This is a genomic window from Arthrobacter sp. 1088 (genome assembly GCF_031455315.1).
Lineage (GTDB): Bacteria > Actinomycetota > Actinomycetes > Actinomycetales > Micrococcaceae > Arthrobacter.
In genome coordinates this window covers 1-16570 of sequence record NZ_JAVDSM010000016.1, presented here as the reverse complement: position 1 = coordinate 16570, position 16570 = coordinate 1, and the positions used below count along the sequence as shown (strand labels likewise).

The following is a 16570-nucleotide window of genomic DNA, read 5'->3' as shown; positions in this document are numbered from 1 at the left end:
CGTATCTCACCATATGGACAGTGGTGTCCGCCTACCGGACTCCCCCGCCAAAGGCCCGGGAGTCCGGTACAGGCATCAGCCGCAGTAAGCTCCCGTGGACGCGCTGTGGACCAGCTTTGCATACTTGGCCAAAACGCCCTTCGTAAACTTCGCCGGCAGGGGCTCCCAGCCAACCTTGCGGGCTTCAAGCTCCGCCGCGTCCACCAGGAGGTCGAATGAACGTGCCGCGATGTCAACACGAATGCGGTCGCCGTCCTGGACGAAGGCGATGGGACCGCCGTCGACCGCTTCAGGCGCAACGTGGCCAATGCACAAACCGGTGGTACCGCCGGAGAAGCGGCCATCGGTCAACAGCAGCACATCCTTGCCCAGTCCGGCGCCCTTGATGGCGCCGGTGATCGCAAGCATCTCGCGCATGCCCGGACCACCCTTGGGGCCTTCATAGCGGATGACCACGACGTCGCCCTTGTGGATCTCACCGTTGTCGAGTGCGTTCAGGGCCCCTTGCTCGCGCTCGAAAACGCGTGCCGTGCCCTCAAAGACGTCGGCGTCGAAGCCGGCGCTCTTCACCACAGCCCCTTCCGGAGCCATGGTGCCGTGCAGGATGGTGATACCACCGGTCTTGTGGATGGGGTTGTCCAGTGCCCGAAGGATCTTGCCGTCAAGGTCCGGCGGGTTGATCGAGGCGAGGTTCTCGGCGAGCGTCTTGCCCGTAACGGTAAGGCAGTCACCGTGCAGCAGCCCGGCGTCGAGAAGCGCTTTCATGATGACCGGCACGCCGCCGATCTTGTCCACATCAGTCATGACATAGCGGCCGAAAGGCTTTAGGTCCCCGAGGTGCGGGATCTTATCGCCGATGCGGTTGAAGTCATCCAGGGTCAGTTCAACCTCGGCTTCGCGGGCAATGGCGAGCAAGTGCAGGACTGCGTTGGTGGATCCGCCGAACGCCATGGTGACGGCGATGGCATTTTCGAACGCCTTCTTGGTCATGATGTCGCGTGCAGTGATTCCCAGGCGAAGCAGGTTCACCACGGCTTCGCCGGACTTGCGTGCAAAGTCATCGCGACGGCGGTCTGCCGATGGCGGGGCGGCCGAACCCGGGAGGGACATGCCCAGCGCCTCGCCAATGCATGCCATCGTATTGGCCGTGTACATACCGCCACAGGCGCCTTCGCCGGGACAAATGGCTTTTTCGATGCGGGTGAGGTCCTCCATGCTCATCTTGCCTGCTGCACAGGCGCCGACAGCCTCGAAGGCATCAATAAGCGTGACTTCCTTCTCCGAGCCGTCCTCGAGCTTGACCCATCCGGGCATGATCGATCCGGCATAGAGGAAGACGGAGGCGAGGTCCAGCCGGGCAGCAGCCATGAGCATGCCGGGAAGGGACTTGTCGCAACCAGCCAGGAGAACCGAGCCATCAATGCGCTCTGCCTGCATCACGGTTTCGACAGAGTCGGCAATGACCTCACGGGAAACGAGCGAGAAGTGCATGCCCTCGTGACCCATGGAAATACCGTCCGAGACGGAGATGGTGCCGAACTGCATAGGGAATCCACCACCGGCGTGGACCCCTTCCTTGGCGCCCTGCGCAAGACGGTTGAGGGAAAGGTTGCAGGGGGTAATTTCATTCCACGAGCTGGCGACACCAATTTGCGGTTTGGCGAAGTCGTCATCCCCCATCCCCACAGCACGGAACATGCCACGCGCGGGTGCGGCGTGAATTCCGTCGGTTACGACCCTGCTGCGGGGCTTGATGTCCGGTTTGGTATCTGTCGCAATTCGGGTGGCGTCGCTCATGGACCAAAGTCTATGTGTCAGCGGAAGCGGCCCACGACGTATTCGACCCGGATTAAGCACGAAGAGAAGAATATTTCCTCGCCGCCGACGGAAAACCGGCCATTTCCGTGAAGTCGCCAACTGCATCACAACCGGGGCTGGAAGGCCCCTAAACGCTGGACACCCCATTTGCAGCCACGTAACGTCGGAAATACCACTAACTGCACCCTGTGAGCAGAAGGGCCTCACCATGGACTGGTTGATTTGGGTCATTGTTATTGTGCTGATCGTCGCGATTGTTTGGTGGCTCCTGAGCCGCAACAACGCCAGGAATTCCTCAACTGCACCATTGGGCACTGCCTCTGGAACCACTGCCCCTGGAACCACTGCCGCTGGAACCACTGCCGCTGGAACCGGGGCTCCCGGACGGCCGGGCACTGCCCCACCCGCCGCAATGGAACCCAGCGACACGATGTCGATGCCGGATACGGCAGCGGCGGTGGCTGGCGTGGCGGGCCTGGCTGGGGTCACGAATATGGGGAAGGCAGCGGCTGAGGGCAGCGGCCCCGTCGAATCCAGTATGGAATCGCGCGTCGAAACCGAAGCCCACGCCGGACAGACGGTGGACGAACCTGTCGTTGAAACGCCTGAGCTCGACGAGCCAGTAGTCGATGAACCAGTGGTGGACACGGATGCACAGGTCACTGCCGGGGATGTCGATGACTGGGAGGCTGCCGGAACACCGGCATCTGTACACAGGGCGGACGAGCCCGCAGTTTCTGTGCCCGCAGCCTCTGAGCCGGAAGTTTCCGAACCATCGGTTTCTGAATCCCCCGTTTCCGCATCCCCTGAGGGAGTGACCGCGGATGATGTGACGCGCGCCGACGACGCGCCCAAGGTGGACGGGTCAGCGGCCAACGCCGCAGACGCCAACGCAGCCGATAAGGCTGAGTGGGAATCCTCGTGGACGGATGCAAGCGGCGCAGTGGTCCACCATCACGAATACACGGATCAACACTCGGCCACGCTGGCGGGAGCGGAAACCGCGGCTGCTGAAACGGACGACGACGATTCAACGGCAGCAACGGGCCATCTCGCCGCAGAGCATCCCTATGGGGTTGGCTCTGCAGGAGCCGCGGCAGACGGCACTGGCCCCGAGGGCTACCCGGTGAAGGCCAACGCTACAACGATGACCTATCACGATGAAGATACCGCCGGCTACGCCGAAGCAACCGCGGATGTGTGGTTCGAATCCGCCGCGCATGCGGAAGCGGCCGGGTTCCGCCCTCCTCCGCGGAACAGGCACTGAACGGAACAGGTACTGAGTGCTCCGCAGGTAACCGGACTCACTTCCGGGAATCGTTCGTGGGAGAGCGATATGGGCAGATATGCAGCAAATGCTGGCGACCAACCCGCCAACGGTTTCTGCCGGTTGGTGCCCACCCGGGCCGCAGTGCTGTTTCCGGCCGCTTTTTTACTGGCGGCCCTGCTGGCGGCTTGCACGGGTAGTCCGTCGTCGCCAGGTTCCGCGGCCACCCCTGACGGCTCCATCCGCTCCAGTGTCCCCGTGTCGCCCGGGACGGGCTCCACCTCCGGGTTGGTGCCACCTGCTTTTCCACCAAAATTGGAGGTACAGCAAAAGCTCGACGCCGGCCTGCAGCTGCCGTGGTCCGTCGTCTTCCTGCCGGACGGCACAGCCATCGTGTCAGAACGCGATTCGGCCCAGGTCAAAAGCATTCGTGACGGCAGGACAACGACCATCGGTGAGGTTGCCGGCGTCGATCATGGTGGCGAAGGTGGGCTTCTAGGCCTTGCCCTGTCTCCCGCCTTCGCCAGTGACCGCTGGCTTTACGCCTATTTCACGTCAGCCACGGACAACCGGATCGCCAGAATGCGCTTGTCGGAAGAGCCGGGAGGCACTTTGAGGCTCGGCGACCCTGACGTGGTCTTTTCCGGCATATCAAAGGCTTCAACCCACAACGGCGGCCGGATCCGTTTTGGTCCTGACGGCTTCCTCTATGTGGGCACCGGCGATTCGCAGCGCCGGGAACAACCCCAGGATACAAACGCATTGGGCGGGAAGATCCTCCGGCTGACTGTTGACGGACGCCCTGCTCCGGGCAACCCGTTCGGAGACAACCCCGTCTATAGCTACGGACACCGGAACGTGCAGGGTTTGGCATGGGACAGTGAGGGGAGGTTATGGGCCAGTGAGTTTGGTCCGGACGTGGACGACGAACTGAACCTGATTACCGCTGGCGGCAACTACGGCTGGCCCACAGTGACGGGCGCCCCGGGCCGCAGCGGGTTCATTGATGCCAAGGTTGTTTGGCCTTCAACCGCTGACGCGTCACCCAGCGGATTGGAAATTGCCGACGGCGTGGCCTACACGGGCGCCCTTCGCGGCCAACGGCTTTGGGCCATCCCGCTCAACGGCGACAATGCGGGTTCACCTGTGGCTTACTTCACAGGCGAGTATGGTCGCCTAAGGGATGTCGCCAAGGCTCCCGACGGGACCCTGTGGGTCCTCAGCAACAACAGAAACCCTGATTTTGCGCTGATTTTGAGGGCGTCTTCGTGAACCTACAACGCCCGGCGCCGCCGATTTCCCTCATCCGCCGAAGTCGTGTAGAGTTACATGTCGTTGCGGAGATCGCTGAGGGAACAAAAGCCCCCGGGTATGGTCGAAATCAACAGCTGCACCTCTAGCTCAACTGGCAGAGCAATTGACTCTTAATCAATGGGTTCCGGGTTCGAGTCCCGGGGGGTGCACCAAGGGAAGGCCTTGGAGTGATATTCACTCCAAGGCCTTTTTTCGTTGCTTTGTTGCGCTGGAACACCACTCTTCGTGGAATGCATCACGCCGGGCTAATTCTGGTTAGCAGCCCTCAAAAAGTGGTGTAGAGTTATCTGTCGTTGCGGACGTCACGGAGAATATGACTCCTTCGTTTTGACCGAAACAATAGCTGCACCTCTAGCTCAACTGGCAGAGCAATTGACTCTTAATCAATGGGTTCCGGGTTCGAGTCCCGGGGGGTGCACAGAATAGGAAAGGCTCCGGATCGTTGCTACGATCCGGAGCCTTTCCTGCTTTGGCTTTTCCTGCTTTCCCATGCCGGGAAATTCCTTACCGGCGTGGCTCAGGGGAATGAGTCAGCTTGACCTGGTCACGTTCGGGCGGGTCGGGTTCAAACCGGCGGGTTGGCGTCCCCCACCGAACGGTCAAGCGCGGGTATTCCGGCGAGGCCACGGACGACGATCTTGAGTTCGTCGCGCAGCCTGGCGGTGTCGACCTCAACCAGGGCCAGCACGTCCTGCTCAAGCCGCACAGCTTCGGCCAAAGCTGCAGAACCGGCGTCCGTGAGCGTCACAACGTGGCTGCGGCGATCCGAGTCGCTGCGCTGGCGGCTGACATGCCCGTGCAGCTCAAGCCGTGCAAGAGTAGTGCCCATGGTCTGCGCCTTGACCCTGGCAACTTCAGCCAAAGCAGCCTGCGTAATGGGCCCTTTCGCAGCAAGGACTTCCATGGCGATCACGCCGGCATGCGTCAGTCCGATGTTCTTCAATTTTTCATTCCATGAGATTTCCACGAGTCGCGCAGCTGTTGAAAGCAATCGCGTGGTGGGCCATCTCTCCATATCTGGCATGCCGCCAGTATATGCGTGTGGAAGCTGTCGCCGTTGCTTCCGGCCACTAAGCTGGGGAGTCGCGAACGTTAGCAAGGAGCAAATTATGGCGGAACGTCTTATTCCCGGTGATGTAGCCCCGGACTTCACTCTTCAAGACCAAGATGGCAACAACGTCAGTCTTTCCGACTTCCGTGGACGGAAAGTCATTGTCTACTTTTATCCGGCAGCATCTACGCCCGGCTGCACCAAGGAGGCATGTGATTTCCGGGACAACCTCGCGTCCCTCCAGACTTCGGGTTATGAAGTAGTGGGAGTCTCTCCAGATCCGGTGAAAGCACTGGCCAAGTTTGCGGGGGAAGAACAGCTGACGTTCCGCATACTCTCGGACGCAGAGCATTCGGTGGCCGATGCCTACGGCGCCTGGGGCGAGAAAAAGAATTATGGCCGCACCTACATGGGCCTCATCCGTTCCACGATCGTGGTGGATCCGGACGGAAAGGTCCATTTGGCCCAGTACAACGTCAGAGCCACTGGGCACGTCGCCAAGCTTCGCCGCGACCTCAAACTCGACAAGTAGCGGGTACACTGGAGGCCGGAAGAAGGCTCCGGTCAGCCCACAGGGCAGTCCAGTGGCCAGCCAGCGCGAGTGGTGAAATTGGCAGACACGCAGGATTTAGGTTCCTGTGCCTTCGGGCGTGGGGGTTCAAGTCCCCCCTTGCGCACAGCAGAGGTAACAACACAGCAGTTGGAGCAACACGACAGCAACACAGTGGTGAAGAACCACGGATTCTGAAACGCCCCCGGTTCGCTGAACATTTCATTCGGACCGGGGGTGTTCTTTCCTCAAGCAGACGGGGACCATGCCCGCAACACGCCTGAACCGGCACCGGGGGCGTTCAACTAGACTGGAATGCGGTCTGGCCGAAGCCGGCCACAGCACTTCCGACCGGCTTGAGGGGACAAGAGTGGCAAGCAGCAAGATACGGCGGCTGGGAATACTGTTCACGGCAGTCCTCGTGATTTTGGGACTGGCATCATGTACCGGAACGCCTGGGCCTGCAGCGTCGTCATCGGCAAGCAGCACGGCAGCTGCGGAGCCGACGGCTACGTTTAATTTCGGTACGGCATCCATGCCGTTGGGCCTCGACCCGGCAATGACAGCAGATTCGGAGTCATACCGCGTGACCCGCCAGGTCCTTGAGGGACTTGTAGGCGTCGACGGCACCACGGGGCAGACTACTGCCCTCCTCGCCACGGAATGGAAAGACAGCAACAACGGGCTGAGCTACGACTTCAAGCTGCGTGAAAAAGTAACCTTCCATGATGGAACGCCGTTTGATGCCGCTGCCGTTTGCGCCAACTTCAACCGCTGGTTTACGTTTCCCGCCGACCTGAGGAAGCAAGCGCCCGGGATCTCATTCCAAGGCGTCTTCAAGGCCTATTCGGACGAGCCCGTGTTTTCGATCTTCAAGGACTGCAAGGTTGTTTCCGCCAGCAACGTCCAGATCAACCTCACCCGGCCCTTCACAGGTTTCCTGCAGGCCCTGACGCTTCCCGCCTTTGCCATATCCTCCCCCGCCGCTTTGGAAGGACAGAAGGCCAACGTCCTGGACAAGGCGCAAAATGGCCAGGCGGTGTCCGCCTACGCCAGCCATCCGGTGGGGACAGGCCCTTACGCATTCACTGCCTGGGACGAACACAAGATCACGTTGACCAGCTATAAGGGCTACTGGGGCAACAGGGGCCAAATCGCCGTCATCAACTTCATTCCTTACGACCACGCCGAAACGCGCCAGCAAGCGCTCCTGGACGGCAAGATCGACGCCTACGATCTGGTGACATCCGGAACCTTTGATCAACTGGTCAAAAAGGGTGTCCAGATCATCCAGCGTGACCCGTTCTCGGTGATGTACCTCGGCATGAACCAGGCGGTTGCACCCTTGGACAAGCTGGAAGTCCGCCAAGCCATCGAGATGGCTATTGACAAGGAATCGCTCATCCGCAGGTTCTTCATAGACAACACGGCACAAGCTTCTCAATTTGTTCCCCCGAAGCTCAGCGGTTTCAACAACAATGCCCCGTCGCTGGGATACAACCCGGAGAAGGCGAAGGAGCTGCTGGAGAAGGCCGGGTACAAAGGCGAGGAACTGAAGTTCTACTATCCGCTCAACGCCACACGGGCCTACATGCCCACCCCGGAGAAGATCTACGCCGAGATCAGCCGCCAGCTCGTTGCCGTAGGCATCAATATCAAGCCGGTTCCCGTGGACTGGGAGGATGGCTATCTCCAAAAGGTGCAGTCCCCTGGCGATCACGCCCTGCACCTCCTGGGCTGGAATGGCTCCTATGCGGACGCTGACAACTTCCTGGGCCCGCTTTTCGGAGAGGCCAGGGGTGAGTTCGGATATACGGATTCGGAAGTTTTCCACAAGATCGAGCGGGCCCGCGCCCTGCCCGATGGCGATGAGCGCAATACCCAGTACCAGTCCGTCAATGCCGAGATAGCGGCCTCCGTACCGGCCGTGCCCATAGCCTTCCCCATCTCGGCGCTTGCCCTGTCCGACAAGGTGGAAAGCTATCCCGCTTCACCTGTCCTCAACGAAGTTTTCACAAACGTCCGCTTAAAGCCTTGACGATTCCCTGTAATTTCAGTATTGCGTCTGCCCGGGGATATTCTGTGACAGCCAGTGCCGCCGCTAACGGAGATTGATCGTGACCTTCATTTCCAAGACTCAACATGCCGACGTCGTCCTTATTGGCGGCGGAATCATGAGTGCCACCCTTGGTGCGTTCATCAAGCAACTCGAACCCACCTGGACCATCTCCCTCTTTGAACGACTCGAAGAAGCGGGACTCGAAAGCTCCGGACCATGGAACAACGCCGGCACCGGACATGCTGCGCTGTGTGAGCTTAACTACTCCCCCGCGGCCAAAGACGGCTCTGTGGATCCTTCCAAGGCCATCCACATCAATGAGCAGTTCCAACTTTCGCGTCAGTTCTGGTCCCATCTGGTGGACAGCAATGTCATTGGCTCCCCCAAGGGCTTCATAAACACTGTTCCGCACATGAGCTTCGTCATCGGCGACGATCACGCGAACTTCCTGAAGACCCGGTACGAGGCCCTCAAGCCCAACACGCTGTTCCGCAGCATGGAATACACCGAGGACCAGGACAAGATCGCCAAGTGGGCACCCCTGATCGTCAAGGGCCGGGACCGCAAGCAGCGCGTTGCAGCCACCCGCGCGGCGGAAGGCACCGACGTCGATTTCGGCGCCCTGACCCGTGAACTGACCGGCTACCTGCGGGCCACCGGCGCCGAGGTCAACTTTGGCCACGACGTCACCAACATCCATCGTGCATCAGGTGGCGGTTGGGATCTTTCCCTCAAACACCCCAAATCAGGTGAGCACGGCCGCATCCACGCCAAGTTCGTCTTCGTGGGCGCCGGTGGTGGCGCACTGCACCTGCTTCAAGCCTCGGGCATCCCGGAAAGCAAAGGCTATGGCGGATTCCCCGTCTCCGGCCAGTTCTTCCGCTGCACGGACGAGTCCATCACCTCCCAGCACAGCGCCAAGGTATATGGCCAGGCGTCCGTTGGCGCCCCACCCATGTCCGTCCCCCACCTGGATACCCGGTTTGTTGAGGGCAAGCGTTCACTCCTCTTTGGGCCGTACGCTGGTTTCTCCACGAACTTCCTGAAGACCTCCAGCTACCTGGACCTTCCGCTGTCCATCCGCCCGGGGAATATCATTCCGATGCTGGCGGTGGCCAAGGACAATATGGACCTCACTGCTTACCTCATCAAAGAGGTAGCCAAGCGCCACGAGGCGAAGGTGGAGTCCTTGCGTGAGTACTATCCCGAGGCCGTTGGCGCTGATTGGGAGCTGATCACTGCAGGCCAGCGCGTCCAGATCATCAAGAAGCACCCGCAAAAGGGCGGCATACTGCAGTTCGGTACTGAGGTCATCGCGTCCCGTGATGGTTCAATCGGCGCCCTTTTGGGTGCGTCTCCGGGAGCTTCCACGGCTGTTCCGATCATGATTGAGCTGTTGCAGAAGACGTTCCCCAAGAACTTCAAGGGTTGGCAGTCCAAGCTCAAGGACATGATGCCGGGCTATGGCGTGAAGCTTAACGAGAACCCGGAGCTTGCCGCCGAGCTTGAGGCAAGCACTGCACGGTCGCTGCAATTGGAAGTGGCCAACGCCCTCCAGGGCTAGGCCGGCCGGGGCTGCGGCCGGGTTCCCGTCAGCCGAATTATTCCGTAGATCTCAGGAGACTATGCAATGTTCCGCCTGGCCACGTTGTCCCTGGGAAACCGTGCCCTGATCGCGCTGATCACCGTCTTTGCGGCGGTGTTCGGCGTGATCACCATGGGCTCGCTCAAGCAGGAACTTATTCCGTCGATCGAGTTCCCGCAGATCACCGTCATTACCTCCATGCCGGGCGCTTCTCCCGAAGTGGTGGACAAGCAGCTGAGCAGGCCCCTTGAGACGGCCCTGAACAGCGTCGAGGGACTTGAGTCCACTACCTCCACATCCCGCAATGGTGTTTCGCAGATCACCATGGTGTTCACGTACGGCTCCAACCTTGACCGTGCACGGAACCAGATCGACCGCGCGATATCCAACGCCAAACGCGTGCTTCCGGCCGACGTCGAACCTCAATCCATTGCCGGCAACATCAGTGACTTTCCGATCGTGTTCCTGGCTGTCTCCTCTGACAAACCGCTCAGCGAACTCAATGCCGACCTCCAGCGCTTGAGCGTTCCCCGACTGCAAAAAATCGACGGCGTACGCGGCGCCGATCTGACTGGCGGCTCCAAGCAGCACATCCTGATCCAGCCCCGCCCTGCCGATCTTGCGGCGAAGGGTGCGTCCATCCAGTCGATCAGCAGCGCACTGAAGAACAACGGTGCCCTGGTTCCTGTGGGCACCATAGAGGACCAGGGCAAAACCCTGTCCCTGCAACTGGGCAGCCCGGTTGATTCCCTTGACGTCATTAAGGGCTTGCCGATATCCGGCGCCAAGGATTCCGCCACCATCGGAACTGTGGCTGATGTCAGCATCGAGGACGATGCCGCCACGTCCATCACGCGCACGAATGGCAAGCCAACGCTGGCGCTGTCAGTCACCAAGAAGCCCGAAGGCGACACTGTGGCGATTTCGCACGCGGTGCGGGACGCACTTGCGCCGATGGAAGCAGAGTTGGGGAACAACGCTGCCTTCACGCCAGTCTTCGACCAGGCTCCCTTCATAGAGAAGTCCATCAAGGACCTCACCACCGAAGGGCTCCTTGGCCTGGGATTTGCCGTCGCTGTCATCCTTGTCTTCCTCATGTCCGTGCGGTCCACGCTGGTTACCGCAGTGTCGATCCCGCTTTCCCTCTTAATTACGTTCATCGGCATTTCCGCCGCGGGCTACTCGTTGAACATCCTTACTCTCGGTGCGCTTACCATCGCCATTGGCCGTGTGGTTGATGATTCGATCGTGGTGATCGAGAACATCAAGCGGCACTTAAGTTATGGCGAGCACAAGCTGGCCGCCATCCTGACCTCCATCCGGGAAGTTGCCGGCGCTATCACTGCGTCCACCCTGACCACAGTGGCTGTCTTCCTGCCCATCGCCTTCGTTGGGGACCTCGCGGGCGAGTTGTTCCGGCCCTTTGCCCTGACGGTAACCATCGCCCTGTTGTCATCCCTGCTGGTTTCCCTCACGATCGTTCCAGTCCTGGCTTACTGGTTCCTTCCTTCGCCCCGCCAGGATGCCGAAGCATCAATCACGCGCAACGAGGCTGCTGCGAAGGCCCGGGAGGCCGAGCAGCGCAGCCGGCTCCAGCGGGGTTATTTGCCTATCCTCGCGAAGACCCAGAAGCACCCCGTCCTTACTTTGTCTGCGGCGGCCTTGGTGCTGGTGGCGACGGTCGCGGTATCGCCGCTGCTTGCCACGGACCTGCTGGGGAGATCCGGCGAGAACAGCATGACAGTGCGCCAGGTCCTTCCCGCAGGAACGAGCCTGGAGGCCACCAGCGCTGAAGCCACCAAGGTGGAGGATACGCTCCGGGGCATGGAGGGCATCAAGGACGTCCAGGTGACGTCCGGTAACGCCCAGTCCGGCTTCGCCGCGCTAACGTCAACTGGTTCCTCCAACTCGACCTTCACGATCGTTACGGACGAGAAAGCGAACCAGAAGAAGCTTCAGGATGATGTCCGCTCCAAGCTCCAGGGTGCAGCGGGCAAGATCAGTGTGGGTTCCCAGCAGGGCGGATTTGGCACATCATCGACGGTGGACATCACCATCAAGGCCGCCAATTCCGCTGATCTTCAACCTGCAAGTGACACCATGGTCAAGGCGATGCAGGACGTACCCGGCAGCACCGAGGTGTCTACTAACCTCGCCGCGAACCAGTCCGTGGTCCAAGTGCGCGTGGATCGTGCGAAGGCAGTGGCCGCCGGTCTGACGGAGGAGCAGGTGGGGGCTTTCCTGGCGTCGACCGTCAGCCCGGTTCCGGCAGGTACGGTACGCATCGAGACCAACGACTACCCCGTCCAGATTGGAAAGGGAACGCGCTTTACCAGCATCGTGGCGGTACGCGCACTGCCACTTCCGACGCCGCGTGGTCCTGTGTCGCTGGAGAGTATCGCGACCGTGGAACAAGTCGATACGCCGGTGTCCATCACCAGCAGCAACGGCCAGCGGACCGCGAAGGTGACGGTGACGCCGTCGGGGTCCAACCTTGGCAGCGTCAGCACGGAAGTTCAGAAGCGGTTGGCGTCCGTTGACTTGCCTGCCGGCGTCACTGCCGCGATCGGTGGTGCCACGACGCAGCAGGCGGAGTCCTTCCGGCAACTTGGCCTGGCTCTCCTGGCCGCGATCGCGATCGTCTACGTGATCATGGTGGCCGCCTTCAAATCGTTGGTGCAGCCGCTGATCCTCCTGGTTTCCGTCCCCTTCGCTGCCACGGGCGCTGTGGGCTTGCTGTTGGCTACGGGCGTTCCGCTGGGTTTGCCATCGCTGATTGGCATGCTGATGCTTGTTGGCATCGTGGTCACCAACGCAATCGTGCTGATCGACCTCATCAACCAGTACCGCAAACCCCACAACCGCACGCCGGGCATGAACGTGGCTGATGCCATTACCCACGGTGCCCGTCAGCGCCTGCGCCCCATCCTGATGACGGCGTTGGCCACGGTGTTCGCGCTGACTCCGATGGCCCTGGGCCTCACTGGTGGCGGTGGTTTCATTTCGCAGCCGCTGGCAATCGTCGTGATCGGTGGCCTGGTGTCCTCGACGGCGCTAACACTCATCCTGGTCCCCGTCCTTTACAAGCTGGTGGAGGGACGCCGGGAGAAAAAACAACTCCTGAAGCAATTGCAACACCGTCCCGAAGTCACACCCGGTCCGGGAAACGGCGGGAACGGCAAGGACGACTTCGCCGATTGGACCACTGGAATGGTGCCCCGCGTTACCGGACGCCGGGCGGCAAACAACCCCGCGGAGTAGCGCCGCATCACAGCCAACAGGGCCGGGAACAATTCCCGGCCCTGTCCTGTTACAGGCAGTGATACATGCAAATGCATCTAGTTTGGGATACACTGTTTACAGAGCCCGGCACCACGGGCAGGGAGAAAGGCACATCATGCAGATCGGCGTATTCAGCGTCAGTGACATCACCACTGACCCCACCACGGGCCGCACGCCCACGGAGAACGAACGCATCAAGGCCTCGGTTGCCATCGCCAAAAAGGTTGAAGAAATCGGCATGGATGTCTATGCCATTGGCGAGCACCACAACCGGCCCTTCTTCTCATCCTCCCCCACCACCACCCTGGCCTACATCGCAGCCCAGACCGAGCGCATCACCTTGTCCACGGCCACAACCCTGATCACCACGAATGACCCGGTCAAGATCGCCGAGGACTTCGCGATGCTGCAGCATCTCTCCGATGGCCGGGTAGATCTGGTGCTTGGGCGCGGGAACACAGCTCCTGTATACCCCTGGTTCGGCAAGAACATCCAGGACGGGATCGAGCTCGCGATCGAAAACTACAGCCTGCTCCGCAAGTTGTGGGATGAGGATACGGTCAATTGGTCGGGCAAGTTCCGCACACCACTGCAGAACTTCACGTCCACACCGCGCCCCTTGGACGGCGTTGCCCCCTTCGTGTGGCACGGATCAATCCGCACGCCGCAGATCGCCGAAGTAGCTGCCTACTATGGCGACGGCTTCTTCGCCAACAACATCTTCTGGCCCAAGGAGCACTACCAGCAGTTGATCGGCCTCTACCGCGAGCGCTACGAGCACTATGGGCACGGCACGGCCGACCAGGCAATCGTGGGATTGGGTGGCCAGTTCTTCATGAGGAAGAATTCCCAGGACGCCGTCAAGGAGTTCCGCCCCTACTTCGACAACGCGCCGGTGTACGGCCACGGCCCTTCCTTGGAGGACTTCACCTCACAGACTCCCCTGACCGTGGGCAGTCCGCAGGAAGTCATCGAGAAGACGCTCACCTTCCGTGAGTTCTTTGGCGACTACCAGCGGCAGTTGTTCCTGATCGATCACGCAGGTTTGCCCCTGAAGACCGTACTGGAGCAGCTTGACCTCTTCGGCGAGGAAGTCCTTCCCGTGCTCCGCAAGGAATATGCTGCCTTGAAGCCGGCCACCGTGCCGGACGCGCCGACGCATGCTTCCCGCGTTGCTGCCGCCATGGAGGCCAGCGTCAACGAGTCTGCTCCAGCTGGAGCCCCGGGTCAGGAGGCCTGATGTCCAGCCCTTCGGCGTCATCCGCCGTTCGCCTCGCGGCCGAGACCTGGGAGTCGCTGTTCCGCTCCCAGGTGGCGGTGATGCGGAAACTTCAATCAGGTCCTGCGTTCAAATCACTGCCCGTGAAGGAGTACGACGTCCTGTTCACGCTCTCGCGATGCCCTTCGGGCCAGCTGCGGTTGAACGAGATCAATGACAAAGTGCTGCTGAGCCAGTCCAGCCTGAGCCGTTTGGTGGACCGTCTGGAGAAGCGCGGTTTGGTGGAACGGACAACAGCGCCCGACGACGGCCGTGGAGTGCTGCTGTCCCTGACCGAATCAGGCAGCGAGCTGCAAAAAACAATTGGCCGGGAACACGTGCGTGATATTGCGCAACTCGTGGGGCCGGCGCTGACTGTGGAGGAGCAGCGCGAGCTGTTGCGGCTGACGGAGAAGCTGCGGGCCTCGGTGTCAGGACACCAGGGGACGCACGGGTAAGCCTGCCACCCTGCGCAGGTTAATTTCAGCGCAGGTTATCTCAGCGCAGGCGGACGAGCTGCCGTGGATCCTCCATTGGGAGCTCACCGTTGACTGATGCACTGACTTTGAGGGTCTTCAGCGACAGGCTGCCACCTACAGTGGACAAGAAGGCTGTGTCTGAAGAATCCCGTCCTGCCGTAATGCGAAGCATGGACCCGCGGGGCGCCAGCCCCGTGGGATCGATGATGTGCCATTCATTCTCGATGTAGGCCTCTGCCACAGCGTGGAAGTCCATGGGGCTCAGACCGGGTGCGTACACAGCCGCGAGGCGGGCGGGAACATCCTTGGACCGCAACAGGGCGATGGCCAGATGGGCGAAGTCACGGCATACACCCCGGCGGTGGAGAAGCGTCTCCACCGCCCCGTCGGTTCCTCGTGAGGACCCACTGACGTAACGAAGCTCTCCGTTGACCCAATCGCGGACAGCGTGGAGCAGTTCGGCCCCGCCAAGGCTGCCGAACTCGGCGTAAGAGGTGGGCAGCAACCGATCAGATTCGGCGTAGCGGCTCGGCCGGACGTACCGGATGAGTTCCATCGGAGAGGGTGTGTCGCATTCTGCGAAGCCATGGACCGTTGCCTGGTAGTCAACCGTCACTTCGCTGGGCTCCGCGAATTCCATATATTGGAAGCGGCCCCCGTGATGGTCGCTGAGTTCAGCGAAAGGAATCTCGTTCCCATCCAGAGTGATGGAGAGTGTTTCCGTCACTGACTCGTACCCCGGATTGTTGGCCACGGCAATGGCCATGGCCACTTTCGTGTTGGCTACAGTCTTGAAAACGAGCTTGGCAGCAACGTTGCGTTCCATTGATCTCCGGGGTGGGTTGCGGCGGGACAGCCCCCGATGTCGCCGTTGTGTGGATCAGCCAACCGCAGGACTACAGATTGACCTTCAGAGACAGTAGCATCCGTTGGACGTTCGCGAATTCAGAATCGTGGGCGACGTACTTCGCGGCCAGGTCCAAGGTGTCAAAAGTCTTTGCGGGGGCTACTTTTTCATCGGCGGCGAAGGCATGGACCGCCGTGACATCCCCGAAAGAGTAGTCGCCCTTGCCGGCAGGCCCCTGAACGCGGTTCCTCAGTTCGCAGGCATGCCCGTCGGCGCCAGCCACCATGTTGGTGATGCCATAGGATCCGAAGAATTTGTAGCCCTGGATCACGCGGAAAACGACGCGGGGATCAATGGTGTCCGAACCATCGGAGTGCGGAACATCCAGTGGCACACTGCTGATAACAACGTAGGGATGGCTTTGGCCCGCGGGGCAGGAGATTGGACCTGCAGGAGGCAGACCTGTCTGCAGGGTCGCGATGTATCGGCCCCCGCCATCTTTGACTTCGACCTTCAGGGCACCGGGCAATGAGCCGGCTTGAGCCGTGACCGACTGGGCAATCCAATCGCCGGGGAGTTCGAAGCTGATTTTTTTGGCGGGATCCGTGTAGGTCTTCCAGGTCAACGCCGTGGCTGCCGGGCTCGGGTCAGAGCTGGTTGCAGCACTTGAGCCGGGTGTCGCGGACGGCGGGTTGGAGACGGCGTCTCCTGGCGGCGTCGTGCTTTTCGACCCGGAGCCTTGGGACGGGAGGCCTGACTCTGAACCATTGGGATGGGAGCCGGAGGTCTGGGAAACCTGTGGCCCCTTGTTTTCAGTGGAACAGGCCGCGGTAGTTGTCAGCAGGACAGCACCCAGTACCAATGCGCCGAACCGAAGCTTCGCCGTCATGCCGTTGGGGTAGGGAGTGCCGTTCATGCGCACAGCTTATCGGCGGGGAAGGTCCGACACGGGATTTGACGGCGTACTAGGTGTATTGACCACGGACGTTGATGACGCTCGGCGTGGTTTGGTGACATGAAGAAGACCTCCGGGTGGAGTGGGGCTTGTCTAGAGTCCAAT

General features: G+C 60.8%; 12 protein-coding genes and 3 tRNA genes. 11 read left to right on the top strand and 4 right to left on the bottom strand.

Features of this window, described 5'->3' with window-relative positions; translation table 11 throughout:
* Nucleotides 1-75 precede the first annotated feature (75 nt).
* A complete protein-coding gene (ilvD, locus tag J2Y41_RS20360; protein WP_309931239.1) occupies nt 76-1797 on the bottom strand; it encodes a dihydroxy-acid dehydratase in 1722 nt (573 codons plus the stop codon).
* 229 nt (nt 1798-2026) lie between these two features.
* On the opposite strand from ilvD, the gene J2Y41_RS20355 reads away from it, so the two are divergent.
* From J2Y41_RS20355 to J2Y41_RS20340, 4 genes are all read left to right on the top strand, one after another.
* The gene (locus tag J2Y41_RS20355) at nt 2027-3085 is read left to right on the top strand and encodes a hypothetical protein (RefSeq protein ID WP_309931237.1); all 1059 of its coding nucleotides are present in this window, start codon (nt 2027-2029) and stop codon (nt 3083-3085) included.
* Nucleotides 3086-3154: 69 nt separating this feature from the next.
* Nucleotides 3155-4357: a PQQ-dependent sugar dehydrogenase gene (locus J2Y41_RS20350; protein ID WP_309931235.1), complete on the top strand. Its 1203-nt coding sequence runs from the start codon at nt 3155-3157 to the stop codon at nt 4355-4357.
* 118 nt (nt 4358-4475) lie between these two features.
* Nucleotides 4476-4551 (top strand) — tRNA-Lys (locus tag J2Y41_RS20345).
* A 193-nt stretch (nt 4552-4744) separates the two neighbouring features.
* Nucleotides 4745-4817 (top strand) — tRNA-Lys (locus J2Y41_RS20340).
* A 147-nt stretch (nt 4818-4964) separates the two neighbouring features.
* On the opposite strand, the gene J2Y41_RS20335 is transcribed toward J2Y41_RS20340, so the two are convergent.
* Nucleotides 4965-5423 carry a MarR family winged helix-turn-helix transcriptional regulator gene (locus J2Y41_RS20335; RefSeq protein ID WP_224164613.1) on the bottom strand — a complete coding sequence of 153 codons (459 nt, stop codon included), beginning with the start codon at nt 5421-5423 and terminating at the stop codon, nt 4965-4967.
* 85 nt (nt 5424-5508) lie between these two features.
* Between J2Y41_RS20335 and bcp the strand changes: the two genes are divergently transcribed.
* From bcp to J2Y41_RS20300, 7 genes are all read left to right on the top strand, one after another.
* On the top strand, nt 5509-5982 hold the full coding sequence (gene bcp, locus J2Y41_RS20330) for a thioredoxin-dependent thiol peroxidase (protein WP_224164614.1): 474 nt from the start codon (nt 5509-5511) through the stop codon (nt 5980-5982).
* A 63-nt stretch (nt 5983-6045) separates the two neighbouring features.
* Nucleotides 6046-6127 (top strand) — tRNA-Leu (locus J2Y41_RS20325).
* A 243-nt stretch (nt 6128-6370) separates the two neighbouring features.
* Nucleotides 6371-8038 (top strand): ABC transporter substrate-binding protein, encoded by a 1668-nt coding sequence (locus tag J2Y41_RS20320; protein ID WP_309931229.1) that lies wholly within the window; start codon nt 6371-6373, stop codon nt 8036-8038.
* Nucleotides 8039-8117: 79 nt separating this feature from the next.
* Nucleotides 8118-9623, top strand: a complete 1506-nt coding sequence (locus tag J2Y41_RS20315; protein ID WP_309931227.1) for a malate:quinone oxidoreductase — start codon at nt 8118-8120, stop codon at nt 9621-9623.
* Between the two features lie 66 nt (nt 9624-9689).
* On the top strand, nt 9690-12905 hold the full coding sequence (locus J2Y41_RS20310) for an efflux RND transporter permease subunit (protein WP_309931224.1): 3216 nt from the start codon (nt 9690-9692) through the stop codon (nt 12903-12905).
* Between the two features lie 136 nt (nt 12906-13041).
* Nucleotides 13042-14166 carry an LLM class flavin-dependent oxidoreductase gene (locus tag J2Y41_RS20305; RefSeq protein WP_309931222.1) on the top strand — a complete coding sequence of 375 codons (1125 nt, stop codon included), beginning with the start codon at nt 13042-13044 and terminating at the stop codon, nt 14164-14166.
* Complete coding sequence (locus J2Y41_RS20300) at nt 14166-14642, top strand: MarR family winged helix-turn-helix transcriptional regulator (protein ID WP_309931219.1); 477 nt, start codon at nt 14166-14168, stop codon at nt 14640-14642. Before J2Y41_RS20305 ends, J2Y41_RS20300 begins: the two co-directional genes overlap by 1 nt.
* Before the next feature lie 40 nt (nt 14643-14682).
* Here J2Y41_RS20300 and J2Y41_RS20295 read toward each other — a convergent pair whose 3' ends face one another.
* Together J2Y41_RS20295 and J2Y41_RS20290 are read right to left on the bottom strand one after the other, a co-directional pair.
* Nucleotides 14683-15489, bottom strand: a complete 807-nt coding sequence (locus J2Y41_RS20295) for a transglutaminase family protein (RefSeq protein WP_224164620.1) — start codon at nt 15487-15489, stop codon at nt 14683-14685.
* A gap of 70 nt (nt 15490-15559) precedes the next feature.
* Nucleotides 15560-16426 carry a hypothetical protein gene (locus J2Y41_RS20290; RefSeq protein ID WP_309931217.1) on the bottom strand — a complete coding sequence of 289 codons (867 nt, stop codon included), beginning with the start codon at nt 16424-16426 and terminating at the stop codon, nt 15560-15562.
* Nucleotides 16427-16570: the final 144 nt, after the last annotated feature.

Bases quoted from the DNA above. Each gene is read 5' to 3' on its own strand.
- ilvD (WP_309931239.1), bottom strand. From the start codon at position 1,797: ATGAGCGACGCCACCCGAATTGCGACAGATACCAAACCGGACATCAAG.
- J2Y41_RS20355 (WP_309931237.1), top strand. From the start codon at position 2,027: ATGGACTGGTTGATTTGGGTCATTGTTATTGTGCTGATCGTCGCGATT.
- J2Y41_RS20350 (WP_309931235.1), top strand. From the start codon at position 3,155: ATGGGCAGATATGCAGCAAATGCTGGCGACCAACCCGCCAACGGTTTC.
- J2Y41_RS20335 (WP_224164613.1), bottom strand. From the start codon at position 5,423: ATGCCAGATATGGAGAGATGGCCCACCACGCGATTGCTTTCAACAGCT.
- bcp (WP_224164614.1), top strand. From the start codon at position 5,509: ATGGCGGAACGTCTTATTCCCGGTGATGTAGCCCCGGACTTCACTCTT.
- J2Y41_RS20310 (WP_309931224.1), top strand. From the start codon at position 9,690: ATGTTCCGCCTGGCCACGTTGTCCCTGGGAAACCGTGCCCTGATCGCG.
- J2Y41_RS20305 (WP_309931222.1), top strand. From the start codon at position 13,042: ATGCAGATCGGCGTATTCAGCGTCAGTGACATCACCACTGACCCCACC.
- J2Y41_RS20300 (WP_309931219.1), top strand. From the start codon at position 14,166: ATGTCCAGCCCTTCGGCGTCATCCGCCGTTCGCCTCGCGGCCGAGACC.
- J2Y41_RS20295 (WP_224164620.1), bottom strand. From the start codon at position 15,489: ATGGAACGCAACGTTGCTGCCAAGCTCGTTTTCAAGACTGTAGCCAAC.
- J2Y41_RS20290 (WP_309931217.1), bottom strand. From the start codon at position 16,426: ATGAACGGCACTCCCTACCCCAACGGCATGACGGCGAAGCTTCGGTTC.